The organism is Larkinella knui (assembly GCF_003858645.1).
Lineage (GTDB): Bacteria > Bacteroidota > Bacteroidia > Cytophagales > Spirosomataceae > Larkinella > Larkinella knui.
Genome location: NZ_RQJP01000001.1, coordinates 2,183,054 through 2,200,146 on the forward strand (window position 1 = coordinate 2,183,054; position 17,093 = coordinate 2,200,146).

The 17,093-nt window shown below is 51.0% G+C and carries 8 protein-coding genes; 2 read left to right on the forward strand and 6 right to left on the reverse strand.

Features of this window, described 5'->3' with window-relative positions; translation table 11 throughout:
- Nucleotides 1-36: 36 nt before the first annotated feature.
- Nucleotides 37-1,899, reverse strand: a complete 1,863-nt coding sequence (locus EHT87_RS08895) for an ABC transporter ATP-binding protein (RefSeq protein ID WP_124905898.1) — start codon at nucleotides 1,897-1,899, stop codon at nucleotides 37-39.
- A 119-nt stretch (nucleotides 1,900-2,018) separates the two neighbouring features.
- Between EHT87_RS08895 and EHT87_RS08900 the strand changes: the two genes are divergently transcribed.
- Nucleotides 2,019-2,501, forward strand: a complete 483-nt coding sequence (locus tag EHT87_RS08900; protein ID WP_124905900.1) for a low affinity iron permease family protein — start codon at nucleotides 2,019-2,021, stop codon at nucleotides 2,499-2,501.
- Nucleotides 2,502-2,626: 125 nt separating this feature from the next.
- Nucleotides 2,627-3,982 (forward strand): thioredoxin fold domain-containing protein, encoded by a 1,356-nt coding sequence (locus EHT87_RS08905; RefSeq protein ID WP_124905902.1) that lies wholly within the window; start codon nucleotides 2,627-2,629, stop codon nucleotides 3,980-3,982.
- Between the two features lie 51 nt (nucleotides 3,983-4,033).
- Here the strand turns inward: EHT87_RS08905 and EHT87_RS08910 are convergent, their stop codons facing one another.
- From EHT87_RS08910 to EHT87_RS08930, 5 genes are all read right to left on the reverse strand, one after another.
- Nucleotides 4,034-4,906: a glycosyltransferase family protein gene (locus EHT87_RS08910; protein WP_124905904.1), complete on the reverse strand. Its 873-nt coding sequence runs from the start codon at nucleotides 4,904-4,906 to the stop codon at nucleotides 4,034-4,036.
- A 103-nt stretch (nucleotides 4,907-5,009) separates the two neighbouring features.
- Nucleotides 5,010-5,930 carry a PorP/SprF family type IX secretion system membrane protein gene (locus EHT87_RS08915; RefSeq protein ID WP_124905906.1) on the reverse strand — a complete coding sequence of 307 codons (921 nt, stop codon included), beginning with the start codon at nucleotides 5,928-5,930 and terminating at the stop codon, nucleotides 5,010-5,012.
- Between the two features lie 39 nt (nucleotides 5,931-5,969).
- On the reverse strand, nucleotides 5,970-8,336 hold the full coding sequence (locus tag EHT87_RS08920) for an OmpA family protein (protein WP_124905908.1): 2,367 nt from the start codon (nucleotides 8,334-8,336) through the stop codon (nucleotides 5,970-5,972).
- Between the two features lie 251 nt (nucleotides 8,337-8,587).
- Entirely contained in the window at nucleotides 8,588-9,580 is a 993-nt protein-coding gene (locus tag EHT87_RS08925) for a PorP/SprF family type IX secretion system membrane protein (RefSeq protein WP_124905910.1), read from the reverse strand.
- 5 nt (nucleotides 9,581-9,585) lie between these two features.
- Entirely contained in the window at nucleotides 9,586-17,034 is a 7,449-nt protein-coding gene (locus EHT87_RS08930) for a T9SS type B sorting domain-containing protein (RefSeq protein ID WP_221621988.1), read from the reverse strand.
- Nucleotides 17,035-17,093: the final 59 nt, after the last annotated feature.

A 17,093-nucleotide genomic window follows, 5' to 3' on the forward strand; every position in this document is an offset into this window, starting at 1 on the left:
CGGATTTCCGTCTGAGGAGTAACCTTAAACAAAGGGTTATTGATACCCCCGCGCCTGCAACTGAAACAATTCCGCGTAGCGCCCGCCTTTTTCCAGCAATTCGCTATGGCTGCCAATTTCCAGTAATTGACCGCTTTCCAGCACCAGAATCCGGTCGGCCATACGGACAGTCGAGAACCGGTGGGAAATGATAACCGCCGTTTTGCCTTCGGTCAAGCGGGCAAACCGCTGAAAAACTTCGTATTCGGCGCGGGCATCCAAAGCCGCCGTCGGTTCATCCAGAATCAGCACTTCCGTGTCCCGCATGTAGGCGCGGCCCAGCGCCACTTTTTGCCATTCTCCACCCGAAAGTTCAACGCCTTTGCCAAAACTTCGGCCCAGTTGTTGTTCGTAACCGCCCGGTAATTTGGCAATTACGGTATCGGCCAGACTTCGTTGCGCCGAGTTTTCGATGCGGGGCTGGTTGGTTCGTTCGTCGATGTCGCCCACGGCAATGTTGACGCCGGCCGACATCTTGAAGCGTACGTAATCCTGAAAAATCACGCTGATATTCCGGCGCAGATCGAGCAGATCATACTCACGCAGGTCGTGCCCGTCGAGCAGAATCCGTCCCTCAGCCGGATCATAAAGCCGGGCCAGCAGTTTGACCAGGGTCGTCTTTCCGGCCCCGTTTTCACCCACCAGCGCCAGTTTTTCGCCGGGAGGAAGGGTAAAACTAAGATTGCGAAGTGCCCAGCGGTCCGAATTGGTATACTTGAAGCCAACGTTTTCAAAAACAAAGCCTTCCTGAATTTTCGTCGGAAACAAAAGCGGTTTTTCCGACGAATGAATGAGCGGTTTTATGTCAAAAAAATCGAAAAGGTCCTGCAGGTAAACGGCTTCCTGCGTTAAACTACTGAACTGCAACAAGATGCCTTCCATCGACGCGCGAAGTTGCCGGAAGGAACCCGCCAGAAAGGTCAGATCACCAATGGAAATACCGCCACTGACCGCCCGGGCCACAATCCAGACGTAAGCGCTGTAGTAGCCCACCGTCCCGATAATCGTCAGGCCCGTTCCCCAGCCCGCCCGACGGATGGACAGATCCCGGTTTTTCCGATAATATTGCCCCGACAAATCCCGGAAACGATTGATCAGAAAATTCGACAAACCGAATATTTTCACTTCTTTGGCGGTTTCGTCACTCGCTCCAACAAACCGCAGGTAATCGAGTTCGCGCCGTTCGGGCGTCCAGCTGCGCGAAAGGGAATAGCTTTTCTGGTTAAAATAATTGTCACCGATGAAAGCCGGGATGACGGCCAGCAACAGCAGCAGCAGCAACCACGGATTGTAAACGGCCAGACCAGCCGCTAGAAACCCCACCGAAATCAACTCCTGCACCTGCCCGAAAACGCCGGTAAGCAGAAACGACCGACCCGTTGTTTGCCGCCGGGCCCGTTCCAGTTTGTCGTAAAACGTGGCATCTTCAAACTGTTCGAGGTCGAGCGTGGCCGCGTGTTCCATAAGCCGAACCGACGTCTGGTTGGTCACCAGATCGCCCAGCAGCCCATCGAGCAGGCTGGTGAGCCGCCCCAACGCCGTCGACAGAATGGCAAGCCCGAATTCAGCGGCCACCAATGTCCAAAGCCAGCGGGTGTCGCTGCCGGGTTGGCCAGCCAGCCGAATCACTTCATCAATAATCAGTTTACCAATATAGAGCGTTATGGCCGGCATGGCCGCCCGAACGAGCCGCACGGCCGCGTTGCCCAAAAATAAACCGGGTGAAGCCTGCCAGATCATCCGGAAGAAGGCCGGAAGGTTACGGAGAGCCGCAAAACGGTCTTTCCAGGAAAGACTTTCAGCTTTATCTTTTTCGTTTGTAATGCGGCCGGGGAAGTCAGGTACTGGGGATTTTGCCATATTAAGCATACATTACCAGAACGAAATTGGTTCTCGCTGCGTACGGAGTGCTTATCGGGCTGCTTTTCAAACTGTTGAATAAAACCTAACTTAAAAATTAACGTTAAAATACCCCACTAATGGAAAAAAAGGGATTCGTTGCCATTTTCGAACATTTCGCCGGTCTCGTTACGAAAGCGACCGGAAGCTCAACGGCTTTTTTAATTGCCTTTTTAACAATCGTTGTCTGGTTAATAACCGGGCCTATTTTTCACTACTCCGACACCTGGCAATTGATTATCAATACCGGTACGACGATTATCACCTTCCTGATGGTTTTTCTGATTCAGAAATCCCAGAATAAGGATTCCATGGCCATTCAACTCAAATTGAACGAGCTGATTGCATCGCACAACAAAGCCAGCAACCGCTTGCTGAATATTGAAGATTTGTCGGAAAAAGAATTGATCACGCTACACCGGTATTATGGCGTGCTGGTTGAAAAAGCGAAGCGGGATCGGAAAGTAACCGAATCCCATTCCGTCGAAGAAGCGGAAGAGCGTCATCAGGAAAAGATGCAGGACCAGGCCGGCCGAAATAACCGAAAAAAGCACGGTCATTAAGCGATAGTATGTGGTTTTGCGAATACGATCCGGTGCCGAAAATTTTGTCGATTTTTCCCATCCATGAAAAATAGATCATTGCTTTTTTGTTTATCTTGCACATACACACACCAATTTCTCCGGCTATGAAAAAGATACTAGTGCTTGTTACGCTCACACTGGCAGTTTTCGCTGCCTATGCCGACGAACCAACCGGCGTTCGTTTTTTTACAGGTACCTGGAAAGAGGTGCTGACCGAAGCCCAGCGGCAGAACAAACCCATATTTATCGATATTTATACGACCTGGTGCGGTCCCTGCAAACTGATGTCCAAAGAAGCGTTTCCGGATGCGAAAGTTGGGGAGAAGTTCAACACGCATTTTGTCAGTTATAAAATTGACGCCGAGAAGGGCGAAGGGATCGACCTGGCAAAAAAATACCGGATTACCGCGTACCCAACGTCCCTGTTTGTCAGCGCGAAAGGAGATTTGATTTACCGCGCCATTGGCTACAGCGGCATCAAAGGGTTGCTGGAGGAGGCCGATAAAGCGATTGAAGTGTCCAAAGATCCCAAACCGCTGTCGGAATGGGACAAAGAGTACGAAAGCGGCAAACGGGATTCGGAATTTCTGGCGGCTTATCTAAAGAAACGAGCGCGCCTGGGAATGCCGTCCGGCCCCATTCTGGATGACTATCTGAAAACCATTCCGGAAGCGCAGTGGACCACCCTGGAGAATCTGGAATTGCTGGCGGGTTCGGTTTCGTCGGCGGATTCGAAAGCCTTTGACATCTTATTGGAGCACGCACCCAAATTAGGTATGTCAAAAATCGGTCGGGAAGCGCTGATGAACATGCAGATGGCCATCCGGAGCAGCCTGAAGGAGGTTATTAGCCAGAAAGATGAGCAGAAGCTGGAAAAACTCATTGTCAAAAACGAGAAATTAGCCTCGTTTTTCCGTCCGCTTACACCGGAGATGGCCGACGAAATGGCCCTGGAATTCCGCCTGAATTTTTACCGCCAGACTAAAAACACCGATCAATACCGCCAGCTAGCGGGCGCCTATGCCGACACCAAGTTGATGTCTCAATCCGTGGAGTCGCTGCGTAAAAAGGATGAAGCCGGGTATAAACGCTTTGAACAAAGCCAGGCCATGATGCCGGATTCGATTAAAAACGCGGAGCAGATGAAGAAAATGGGGGCTTATATGAAGAAAGCCGAATCCGGGCAGGTGGCGGGCAAACTCAACAACATTGCCTGGGCCTACTACGAAACCCTCTCCGATTCCAAAGACCTCAACCAGGCACTTGCCTGGTCGAATCGCTCGCTGGAACTGGATGCATCGCCCATGTATATGGACACCAACGCCCACCTGCTCAGCAAGTTGGGACGTAAAAAAGAAGCTGTCAAGATGCAGGAAGAGGCCGTTCTCAAAGAGAAAGCCCTGGGTAACGATACCAAATCCTATGAGGAAGAGCTGGCTAAAATGAAGGCAAAACCGTAAGCTCAGTTTCGCGTCGAAGCAGAAAAAACCGCCCAGAGCGGTTTTTTCTGCTTACAACAACTTGTAATTCCGATACTCTCCGACCCGCCAGCCGGTCAGATTCTCGATGGTTTTCAACAGTTTATTTTTGAAGGAGAGTTTCTTTTGCCGGATGTCGAAATCGAACTGCCAGTTCATCCGATCAATCCGGGCCTGCATGACGGCCGGGTGCGTTCCTTCGAACAGAGCCAGCGAATCCACTTCGCGGTAATCAAACCCTTTCAGTTCTTCGCGTGATTTGGCCATGTGTTCGTCCGTGTGCCAATACCGCCCGAAGTTGCTGAGCTTATCGGCCTGCTTCTCCGGCGGTTTGACCCATCCGTAATGATACATCGTCGCATCGAGGAGTTTGACATTCAGTTTTCGGTTGTCACGCGTCCGAAATCCCTGGGCATCCCGATAAGCCGCAATGTTGCCATTGTTTCGAATGATGCGAACCTCCCGACGATACCACCGGCGCGAATCCCCGACGTACCGATAGGAACCGTAAAAATGCAGGTAGTTGAGCAGCAACCCTTCGACCTGCTGATCATGCTGATAGTGTTCCAGCGCTTTCCGGACGGCAGGAAGGTATTTTTCGGGCAATACTTCATCGCCCTGAATGTAAAATGCCCAGTCGGAATCCGGCGCAACGGCCGCCAGCGCCTTGTCCGTTTCAACCGCCAGCACCCGCCCGCCTTCCCGCAGTGAATCGTCCCAGACGGTTTCAATAATCCGGATTTTGTCGGACGGAATCGACTGAATGAGTCCCAGGGTATTGTCCTCGGACCGACCAACCGCGATCACAAATTCGTCACAAAGCGGCAGAACGGACTGAATGGCTTCAACGATGGGGTAATCAAATTTTATGGCGTTGCGGATGAAACTGAAACCGGAAACTTTCATACGATTGCGGTTTTACGGTAGTCGGATACCGGTTGGTGGTGTCTGCCCCAGGCGACTTCCACCTGGGGCATCGGCAAGTGTACCATTGAATACCGTATCCCGATTAGTGGTATCTGAATTTTGTCGGACTGGGCGTAAATCTGAAAATCAGTTCATGAACGCTTTTCTGGGGATAAAAAGGATTTTCAACCTGCTTGCTACTGAGCGAATAGCCCACCCGAATACTCTTCGACAACTCGTATTCGGCCATTGCAACAAAGTAATTCATTGTGGTGATGAGCGTACTGTTGTTAGCCCGGTAGGACAGCCCCAAACCCAATTTCTGTTCGATCCAGACTTTGGCGTTCAGGTCGATACCGAGCGGGTGATCTGTCTGTTGCGTAAGCAGAATAGAAGGCAGGAAATCTATTCCTTCGCCCGCAACGAGTCGTCCGCCGAAATTTATAAACACGGGGCGTTGGTAGCGGACCGGTGCATTCTGCCCACCCGCAATCGATATCGGGCGATTAACGAGTTCAGGAACCGAAACACCCGCCCAAAATCGTTCGGCTTCATAATAAACCCCCGCGCCAACACTGGGCATGGCTTTATTTATTCCTGAACTACTGGCGGGGTCATAAATAGGGATTACATTGATGCCGCCCGAAGCGCCGAAAGACAGCTTTGCCATCGACGGCAACGTAATCCGATACGCCAGACTACCGTAAAAGCCCGTTGTCGAATAAAGTCCCATCCGATCGTTCAGGGCCTGGAATCCAATGCCAATTTTTCCTCCGGCCAGCGAACCATCCGCACCAAAACTTTGCGTTATAGGAAAACTCTGACCCTGAAGGCCAAACCATTTCCGGCGAAAAACAGCCGTCATCGTCAGGCTTTCGCGGCTACCGGCAAACGCCGGGTTGATCGTCAGCGGATTAATCAGGTATTGCGAGTACAGTACTTCGCGTTGTGCCAAAACCGCCTGACTTCCGGCAAGTACAAAGGCAACGATGCTGGTTAATTTCCAGACAAGCGGTCGAATCATTCACGAATGAAATTGAGTGTACGAAAGTACAAAGTAAAGCTATTCAATCTGAAGTATCTTAATTTCGGTACGCCGATTGCGCTGATGTTCGGCCTCGGTGCATTTTACACCGTCCCGGCATCCATTCAACAACAGGCGTTCTCCGTAGCCGGCCGCTTTCATTCGTCGGGCCAGAATACCGCTTTTTCCCAGATAAGTCACAGCGGCCATTGCCCGATTCATCGACAGGGTGATGTTGTATACGGCCGAGGCCCGGCTGTCGGTATGTGACCGCATCTCGATCCGCATTGCCGGATATTTTTTCATCAAAACGACCAGTTTATCCATTTCGACCGCAGCATCCGGGCGAATTGCCCACTTATCAAGGTCATAGTAAATGTTATCGATCTGAATGATATCACCCTGGCGAAACATGGTTAGTTCGGTATTGGCATTGGCGACCGGAGAAATGCGGGCCCCTGTTGTTCCCAAGCAATCTTTTAGGGCTTCGATACTGTATTCGCAACCCGGATCAACCAGAAACTCATAACTTCCATCCGAGCCAGTCATCATTTTCAACTCGGTACTATCGCAAAGATTCCTCAGAATAACCTCCACATTGTCAATGGGTTGACGACCGGTCTGCGTTAGAATCCGGCCCCGGATTTTGGACTTCCGGGGTGGCGTAAGCACCAATTGAGTACTGTTTAGCGGTATTTCCAGGCGCAACGGCTGGTCGTCAGACAAACCTTTGGTCGAAAATCCCAGTAAATTAGACTGATAGCCACTCATGGTAGTTAAAATCCGAAAATCGCTTTCCGGGTCCAGACAGATCCGGATGTTTCCCTCGCCGTCGGTTTGGGTCTGTCGCTTGCCATCCTGAATGTCTTTCTGATCAATATCAAGCCAGGCATTGCTGAGGGCTTGTTTCGTTTGGGCATCGAAAACATGGATAGTCAGTTCGCGGCATGCATACAAGGACCCTTCCCGCCTGAAGCGGTAAATATCATCGTCGCTCCCCCCCCGCCACCGATTGCTGCTGATGTATCCCAGCATTCTGGCGCCATCGGTAACAATACCAAAATCATCCTTTGACGAATTGAAGGGTTCACCGATGTTCTGCACCGACTTAACGGCGGTTTTATCAGTCAGTTGCGCATAAAAAATATCCAGATCGCCCAAACCCGGATGACCATCCGAAGAGAAATAAAGATTGCCCCGGTCGTCGACAAACGGAAACATTTCGTTCCCTTTTGTATTGATTTCATTGCCTAGATTAACCGGTTCCGACCATTTCCCGTCCGCAAAACGAGAAACGTATAAATCGGTTCCGCCAAAACCGCCGGGGCGGTCTGACGCAAAAAAAAGCAGGTTGTCATCCGGGCTCAAAGCCGGGTGACCGGTCGAAAAGTCATCACTATTGAACGGCAGTTCTTCGGCATCGCCCCAGGAACCTTTCTGACTCTCAGCCACATACAATTTGAGCTTATTGATACCGTCGGCGCTTTCCCGGTACTTTCCTTTGTTGTAATTATTGCGCGTAAAAATAACTTTTGATCCATCTTTTGTAAACGCGACGGGTCCTTCGTGGTATTTCGTATTCAGAGCACGCTCAAACGGTTTGGTATCCACCGATTCTCCCGGGCTCTGACTCGTGGCACCCGTACTGAAACCGACCGTTCTGGTATCATTGGCCGTTGGATCGGTGTATTCATCCTCGCCTAAAGTTCGCACCGATTTGGCTCGTTTTTTTTTCCGGCTTACCGATCCCCCTCCCAGACTAGCGACGGTTTCACCCATAACGGCGGTTTCCGGCATATAATACAAATCCAGAAAAGACGAATTATCCCAGCTAAAAACCCGCTTTAACGCATTGCCCGGCCTTTTGTTGGTTACAAAAACTAGTCCTTCCTTGTAATACATCGGACTGAATTCAGCCTTTGTGGTATTGATTTCTAAAAATTCAATTTTATAATTTCCGGGATTGCGCGAAAGGATACTGAGGTCGTTGTAGAGTCTGGCTAATTGTTTTCCCCGCGGATCGGAATTCTGGTATTTGCTATAGAGATCATACATTTCCTGCGACTCCCGGTATTTCCCATTGCTGGCTAATGCCTGGGCGAAATAGAGATAACAGGGAATATACTCATTGGCAGGCTCCTTTAGCGAGCCAAGCATTGTTCGGTAAACCCGTTCGGCATTTTGCGAATCCTTGACCTGACGATAGCTATAACCCAGTCTCGAGCGTATAGCCAGTCGTTCTTCTTCCCCTAATTCGGTCCGGTTTAGTGCCTGTTCATACAGTTCGATTGCGTTACTGTAGGCCAGCATGTCGAACTGGCGATCGGCCTGTTTAAGCAACGATTGCGCCATCGCTGACCCGGCAAAGAAAATTGCCAGACAACAAGTAAGGTAAAAAAAGCGCATAGTTTGGGCTAATTTATGGAATTATGACGCTGCTCATCGAAACGTCGAACAGGGGCCGGTGAACGCGACGTCGGAACCGCTTATAAGCGTTGTCGTTGCCGATTTAAACGAAACGACCCGGTAATCGGCCCCAATCAAGGCCGGTATTCTAAATTCCGGGTGGTACCGACCGACTTTGTACCGGTAGTAGGCAAGGTCAAGAGTAAGAACCCCGATCAGCTAACATCGGAATTGTAAATTCCGGCCATGCGTCAGAAATACCGGGGCGTCAGAATTTTATTCTTGCCAAAGCCAAGTTCATACCGGAGCATGATTTCGTGGGAAGGCAGTTTGAACGTCTGCAATTTATTCAGCATTTGATCGTAGGCGTATCCCAGCCGCAGTTGTTCCGACAATTGCACTTCGACAATTCCGACAATGGCATCCTGAGTATACACCTTGCCTTGATGCAGTGCACTTTCATAGCTGTTAAACTGATTACGCCGGTATGAAACGCCGAGCGCAACCCGGTCGGCAATCCAGAAATTAAGATTACCGTCGATTCCAAGCGGAGCACCCTCTACGTATTTCACTAAAGTAGACGGTTTTAATTTCAGTACGGAGCTCAATCGAACCACAAAGCCCGCCATGGCATAGGCATGACGGCGCTGCGTGGCCCTCGACCCCTGACCGGAATCATAATCACTAATTTTATTTTTGATCAATTGCGGTACCGAAACGCCGATGTAAGTTTTGTCGTTGCTCAAATAAATACCGGTACCGAAGTTGGGCAGGATTTTGGAAACATTCTGGGCAAAAGCCGGGTCATTCCCCTGATCGGTTTTCACTTTCGACAGATCAACCTGGAAACTGCTGGCTCCGGCCTGAATGCCTAAACCCAGTGTGGAACGGCTCCCCACCTTGATCCGAAATGCGTACGATGCGTAGGCCCCCGTCGTATTGTATTCACCAATCCGGTCGTTGAATAATTGCAAACCCAGGCCAATCCGTTCGCGGTTGACGGGCATGTCGATGGTGAAGGTCGTGGTTTGCGGTGCGCCTTCAATTCCGCCCCACTGATTTCGGTACAAAGCCGTCATACTCAACACATCACGACTTCCGGCATAAGCCGGATTCATAGCCATCATGTTGAACATATACTGCGAAAACATGTGGTCCTGCTGGGCCTGAACTTGGCGGGTACCGGCCATACCCACCAGCAGAAGCGCCACCTTTCCAAACTTTCTGGTAAAATTACGTAACATTGTTTTTAGCGATTAATTGTCATGAATCGTATAAACTTGCGGCCATCGCTCAACTCAACGATGTAGAAATAAGTACCATCCGGAAGGCCTTTTGAACTGGAGCCGATCCGCGCACCCGTATTGGTCGATCCATCCCAGTCGTTTTTGTAATCGTGGTTCCGATAGACGGTATTCCCCCAGCGATTGAATACTTCCAGAATGACCGTAGCACCACCCGTATTTCGAATGACAAATAGATCATTGATATTATCTCCGTTGGGCGAGAAGCCTTCCGGTATCATTACTTCATCAGCATTCCGGTTGAAGCTCAATGGAGTCGCCACGCTTTCTTCAATTTCGGTCGGATCATTGTTTCCGTTCAGATCCGGCTCAAAGCCATCGGTCGATACATCGCTGACGGTGTCTGAACCGGCTATGGCTTTTGCATACACCGTGCTGAGGTACGGTGTCGTTCGGCCATCGGTTTTAACATTGAGCGTCAACAACAGGGTGTCACTTTTTCCAGCCGCCAGCTTGCTTCCAGCCGCCAGCAAGACAAAATCTGTATCGCCGTTGTAATTGGGATTGCTTTGCAGCTTACTTCCGACCGGAATCACCGGTGTTCCTACCAGGCTAAAAGTCGCTCCCGTCGTGGCGTTGAACACCTCTGATACTTTATCGCTCAATTGTACGTCCACAAAATCCGATGATCCGTAGTTTTTCACAATGATCTGATAAGTCACATTGTAGCTGCCATCGGTCTGTCGAACCGTATCTTTTACGGCCAAAGCCACCCCGATGTTCGGTGTTACGGGTATACCCCTCAAGGTTACGGTTGTTGGTACGCTGTTATTCCGCGGATCAAGATCATTGTCCGGATCAACATTTGACCCGGCCGTCGACGTATCGGTCAGCATTGTACTACCCATCAGTGCTTTGCCAATAGCCACATTATCGTACTTATTTTTCTGGCTATTGCGCACATCGACACGCACCGTCAGGTTGATATTCCGGGAAGCACCCTTCGGCAGGTTACTCAGGGAATCCACCAGGAGATTGGTCAGCAGACCTTGTCCGGTATACGTCGTATCCACCGTCAAACCAGCATCGGCGGTCAGCGTTGGTTTAGTGGGCCCAATCAGCACATCACTCCCAAACGTCCCGGTCAGGTTATCGGTCACCTGAACCATTTTCAGATCGTCTGAACCGAGGTTGCTAACTTTGATGGTATAGGTGATGTTGTAAACGCCAGATCCGAGGTCTTCCAGTTTACTGACCGACTTGGCTACCCCGAGCAAGGAAGGTGGCAGATCGAACCGGAATCCGGTTGGGACACTACCCAATGGTGCCGGGTTAAATCCGTTGTTGGACAAATCCGTAACCAATGTATCGGCGTGAACACCCGTGCCAATAACCTGCGTATAGAACGGCCCCAATTCGCTGTTGGGTTTAACATTGACCGTCACCAGAACCGTGTCTGATGCACCAGCGGCCAGGCTGCTGTTTGCTCCATCCAACAGGGTGGACAGGTCACTGCCGTTGTAATTCCCATTTGGCTTGAGTGTACTACCAACTCCAACGACCGGCGGAGCAATTACGCTATAGGAGACCGGAGCGGCAAAACCCGACACCAGACTATCCGATAGTTGGACCTGCTTCAGGTCGGTAGTCCCGTAATTTTTAACAATTATTTTCAGTGTGACATTGTAGCTACTATCGGCCTGCTCGCTTATGTTCGTCACCGCCAGCGCAACGCCAATCGGCGACGGTGGTGCGGAGTCGAATTTAGCCGGGGTCGGTTCACTGTTGTTGTTCGGGTTACCGTCATTATCCGGGTCGGCTTTGTTCCCATTCGTCGACGCATCATCGACCGCTAACCCGTTCAGGTTGGCAAGTACGTAGGCTTTGTTTAAAAACGTCTTCGTAAAACTGCCATCCGGCTGAGCCCGAACATAAACCTTCACTAGAACATGTTCAGTCGTACCGGCTTTAACGACACTTTCATTGAGCAACAGCTGTGTATTTCCAACCCAGCCCGAGTAACCCAAATTCAATTTCAGCATCGACGCTTTATCAATTGACGCCGAAACGGATTCGATAACGTGCGGATCAAATACTGACTGAACATCATCCGTAACCTGAACCTGTGTCGCATCCTGATCACTAAAGTTGGTTATGGCAATGTCGTAGGTGAACTCAAACAAGTTTTCTTCCTTTTGCTTAACACCTTTCAGGGCTTTTGCCAGACCTACTTTCATTGACTGGGTCGGTGTTACATCCTCAATAGTAACGGTGGCTTTGTTATCGGCCAGCTTCGGATCAACCTGATCGAGGTACGTAATTTCGGCCAGATTGACAATAGGTCCTTTGGTCAGAATCCGCGCAGAGTAGTAGAAGGAAAGCTCGTCATTTTTCGGAAGAACCGGAATCCAGACACCGAGGTGGCCGTGTGCATCGACGACCATATTACCCGGTGACACCAGTTCCAGACCGGTCGGGAGAATGATCCGGATGTCGCTGTGCGTCGCCGGACAGTCTCCCCGGTTGCCCAGCTTCACGGAGAAGGTCACAATTTCTCCAACCTTCGGGTGCTCCTTGTCGGCTGTATAGGTGATGTATAAATCGGTTCGACAGGTGTCGGTGTGACAGTCAAAGATGGCCACATCGATCATGGTAGAGGCACTGTAACATCCCGAGCTGCTCCGCTCGAACGCGTAGAACATGCCGTGACCGACAGAGTCCGGGCGCATTACAATCGGCGAAGCCGGATTATCAGCAATATGGAATTCAAATACACCACCAGCCGTAATCGGGTCATTCTCAACCAGCTTGACCAGGTTCACGGTACGGTCCGGACAGGTATTGCGGGCCATCATCGGAGCGACCGGCGATTCGATCGGGGCTTTGACGGTTATTGTCAGGCCTTCGGAAGCGATTGAGGTACATCCTTTGCCATCAACTACCTGCACCGAATACGTACCGCTGGTTTTTACCTGAATACTCTGCGTTGTTGCCATCGTATTCCAGATGTATTTATATCCATCGGGCAACGCCTTTAAAATCACCGAATCACCGCTGCATAGCACGGAATTGACCTGGCCGATAGTTGGCTGAATCTTCAGCCCTTCGATAGTCAGCTTCATGGATGACTGAGCCGCCTGACAGGGGCCGTTTCCATCGGGGTCATTCGTTGTGAAGGTCAGATTGACAAAACCGGCATTCACGTCAGCTAAGGACGGTTTGTAGGTAGCATCGAGTAAAGATGCGTTGTCAAACGTCCCCGTTCCGCTGCTGGTCCAGATCGCACTGGTTGCCGCTCCCCCAATGGTTCCGCTCAGTTTGTATTCTTTTGCCGAACAGATGGTGGCATTTGGGCCGGCCGATGCCGTAGCCGGATTGGTGGCACAAAGTATGACGTCATTGCAATTAATGATGACCACTAAAATCTGACTGGCCAGACTGTAGCAACCCATCGCGGTTTTTTCAACGACATAATAGGTTCCGGCCTGAACCGACTTCGGATTAGCAATTTTTTGAGCCGGATCAGGGATTGCACTGGAATAGAATTCAAAAACGCTCCCCACCTGAGACACGGAACTGCTGACTGCTTTTGTGAGATCAGCCGTTGCAAATGGACACTCGTTGGTCAGATTTATGACAACCGGTTTTTTCACTTTTGGATACACGGTTACAACCAGATCATTCGATTTGCCGCTTTTACAGTCACTCGACGTACAGCAAACCGCTGAGTAAGTGGCTGACAATGCCGGGGTGATAATAATGCTGGAACCTACCTGGTTATTCGACCATATCACATTCCCGTCCTGACAACCTGCTGCGGTTAAGGTTACAGCCCCCCCAAAACAGACGGAGGATGTACTGGCCGTAATGGTTGGGGAAGTTGGCGTGCCTATTTTGACCGTATTCAGCGGTGATTTTTCACTTACGCAACTGCCTAGTGAGCAGGTCGCCCAGTAATCGGTTGTGGATACCGGCTGAATAGTGATGCTGGTTCCAGTTGCTCCGGTTGACCAGGTTACTACACCCAGGCAACCCACTGCGGTCAATTTTGCCGTTTCTCCCGGACACAGCACCTGCTTGTCGGTTGCAATGGTTGGCGGATTAAGCGTTATGACCGATATACTAATTGGCGCTGACGCTGCACTTTTGCACACATCACTAACCTGGCAGATCGCGGTATAAGGCCGGTTTTCAGTAATCGAACGGATGGACATGCTAGTACCGGTTTCACCATTTGACCAGATCACCGTACCCGTCGTACAGCCGGTTGCGGTCAATATAGCGGAACCTCCATAACACACCACCAATGTGGAAGCGGAAAGCTGTGGTGTCGGTACGACACACTCTCCTTTAATTTTTACAATAACCGGAGTCGGGTCGCTCATGCAATTTTTGATCTTGCAATGGGCATAATAACTCGTCGTCGTTGTCGGACTTACCTCGATACTGCTGCCGGTATGACCAGTCGACCAGATGATCTGACCACCCACACAACCTGTAGCCGATAAGGTAACGGTTTCTCCCGGTTCGATTTCCGTTTTTGAGGCCCAAACCACCGGTGGAGTTGGCGTACTTACCACCACCGTATAGGCTTCTGACGGCGTACTGCTACAGAAAGCATTTTGACAAATTACCGTGTAAGCCGTCGTCTGTGCCGGCGAAACCATAATGCTCGTCGTGGTGGCTCCATTCGACCACAGTGGAGTACCCGAACAACCTTCGACTGTCAGGCGGATTTCATCGCCCGCACAGATGTGCCCGTCCGTACATTTGCAAACCCGAATCGTCGGCTTCGAGGGGGAGTTTACCTGCACTGTCACTTTCGTTGGAGTTCCATTACATCCGGTACCCATCTTGCAGGCTGCGTAATACTCTGTCGTTTGCGTTGGATTGACTATCAGGCTATTACCTGTTGCGTTCGTCGACCATACAACCGTTCCCGCTCCACAACCCGTCGCGGTCAACGTAACCGGCTGGCCCTGACAGATCACGGTATTCGATGCCGTAACCGTTGGCGTGGGGGCATTGCTGTTGGTGACATTGATGGCTATGACATTTGAAGCCACGCTGGTACACATGTGCTCCTTACATTGCGCACTGTAATTGGTGGTTGCGCCCGGCATGACCGTTACGCTGTTGCCCGTCGAACCATTTGACCAAACGACTTGACCAAGCTGACACCCTTCCGCGATCAGTGTGACGACGTCGCCAGCACAAATCAGGGTTTTGTCCGATTTGATAATAGGTGCTGCCGGATTGACCACCGTCACTGAAAGTGGCAGAGAAAGGTCACTTATACAATTGCCCACCTTACACGAAGCGCGGTAAGTCATACTGTTTGTTGGAGTTACACTGACACTGGCTCCGGTGGCATTGTGAGACCAGATCACCGTTCCCGGACAATTCATTGCCGTCAGTTGCACTGAACCTCCCAGACAAACTACATCTGCGCTGATATCAACCAGGGGTGGCCGGGGTTTCGCTATGGTACTAACCTGGATGGTAGCCGCCGGGCTCACACATGCATTTTGTTTACAGACCACAGTGTATGAGGTGGTTTCAGTAGGAGAAACGATGATACTTGTGGTTGTTTCCCCCGTAGACCACAGCGGAGTTCCCGTACAGTTTGAAACCGTCAGTGTGCTTTTTTCTCCCGGACAAAGAGGGTTGGGATTGCTGCTAATCTGGGGAGTGGGCACGGGACCGGTCCGAATCGTGATACTCGCTGAAGGTCCACTGATGCAATTATGAATACGGCAATTTGCGTAATAGGTAGTTGCTCCTTCCGGTGTAACAGTCAGGACGGCCCCCGTTGCGCCCGTTGACCAGATTACTTTACCTTCACATCCGGTAGCCGTCAGGCTCACTGTGCCACCAATACAACTATTGACGGCATCGGCTGTAATGGTTGGCGGCTGCGGATCGGAAACTTTGATAACAATCGGCTTCGACAGCGCACTACTACAGGTAGCAGTTTTACACTGAGCAGTGTAGGTTACCGAACTGATTGGAGAAACAACAATACTCTGCCCTGTCTGATTCGTAGACCAAACGATAATTCCGGCACAATCCGAAGCATGCAACTCAACAGCATCGCCGGGACAGATGTCGGTTGTGGTACAGGTAATAGTAGGTGGTGCATCCGAACAGGTTGTACACTGAACACCGGTTATGGTAATCTTTTCCGATTCTGCACTCTTACAACCATTAACCGTTTGTGTCACCGTATAAATCTGACTTCCGGCACTGGCTGGGGTAACAGTTACAACCGAGCCAGTCGATGCCGACAAGCCTAAACCGGTCCATTGGAACGTAGCACCAGCAGTACCAGTGGCGGTTAGGGTTACACTCTGCCCTAAACAGCTCGTTACTGACGGAGAAACCGCAACAATCGGTTTCTCCGGCGCCCCAGGAGCTACTAAAGTAGCCGTTATCGATTCACCATTGCATACGCCTGCAGAAACGGCAATACTGTATGAACCAGCGGTTAGTGCATTTAGAATTACTTGTCCATTACTTCCCGCTGTCAGGTTTTGCTTGACTACTCCGCCATTGTTTCGGCTATAACTAAGGGTATAGCTTTGACTCGGAGTCAGATTTCCTAGTGTAATAGCACCATCGTTGCTACCGGTGCAGGAAGTCGGGTTTGTGGCCGTTACCAGCGTAGCTTCCGGCAGCGGATTGACCACCACCGTTATAACCTTGGTTACACTGCACTGGCTATCGCTGATGACTACCGTAAAGCTAGTGGTGTTTGTTAAAGAACCTACTGTCACGCTACTGGCACTGCCTAACCCACTATTCCACGCATAACTTACATTCCCCACGCCACCCGTAGTACTGGCCGTCAAAATCACACTGCCGCCAGCACATACAGCGGTTTGCGAAGAGGCCACCGTTCCCGTCAGACTGCAGGGTACCGATGGGCAAGTGCCTACCACCACCGGGGTGGTGTTGACCGCCGTGCACCCACTGCCGTTGGTGATGGTCACACTGTAGGTGCCACTGTTGATCGCCGTAGCGTTAGTGAGCGTTGGATTCTGTTGGGTACTGCTGTAGCCATTGGGCCCTTTCCATTGATAGGAGGTGCCTCCCGAAGCTGTCAGTTGAATCGTGACGGCACTGCCACTGCACACCGTCTGAGAAGAGGCCATCGTTCCCGTCAGACTGCAGGGCACCGATGGGCAGGTGCCTACCACCACCGGAGTGGTGTTGACGGCCGTGCACCCACTGCCGTTGGTGATGGTCACACTGTAGGTGCCACTGTTGATCGCCGTCGCAGTGCTCAGCGTTGGGTTCTGTTGGGTACTGCTGTAGCCATTGGGGCCTTTCCATTGATACAAGGTGCCTCCCGAGGCACTTAGCTGAATGCTGACGGTACTGCCACTGCACACCGTTTGCGAGGAAGCTACCGTCCCCGTCAGACTGCAGGGCACCGATGGGCAGGTGCCCACCACCACCGGGGTGGTGTTGACCGCCGTGCACCCACTGCCGTTGGTGATGGTCACACTGT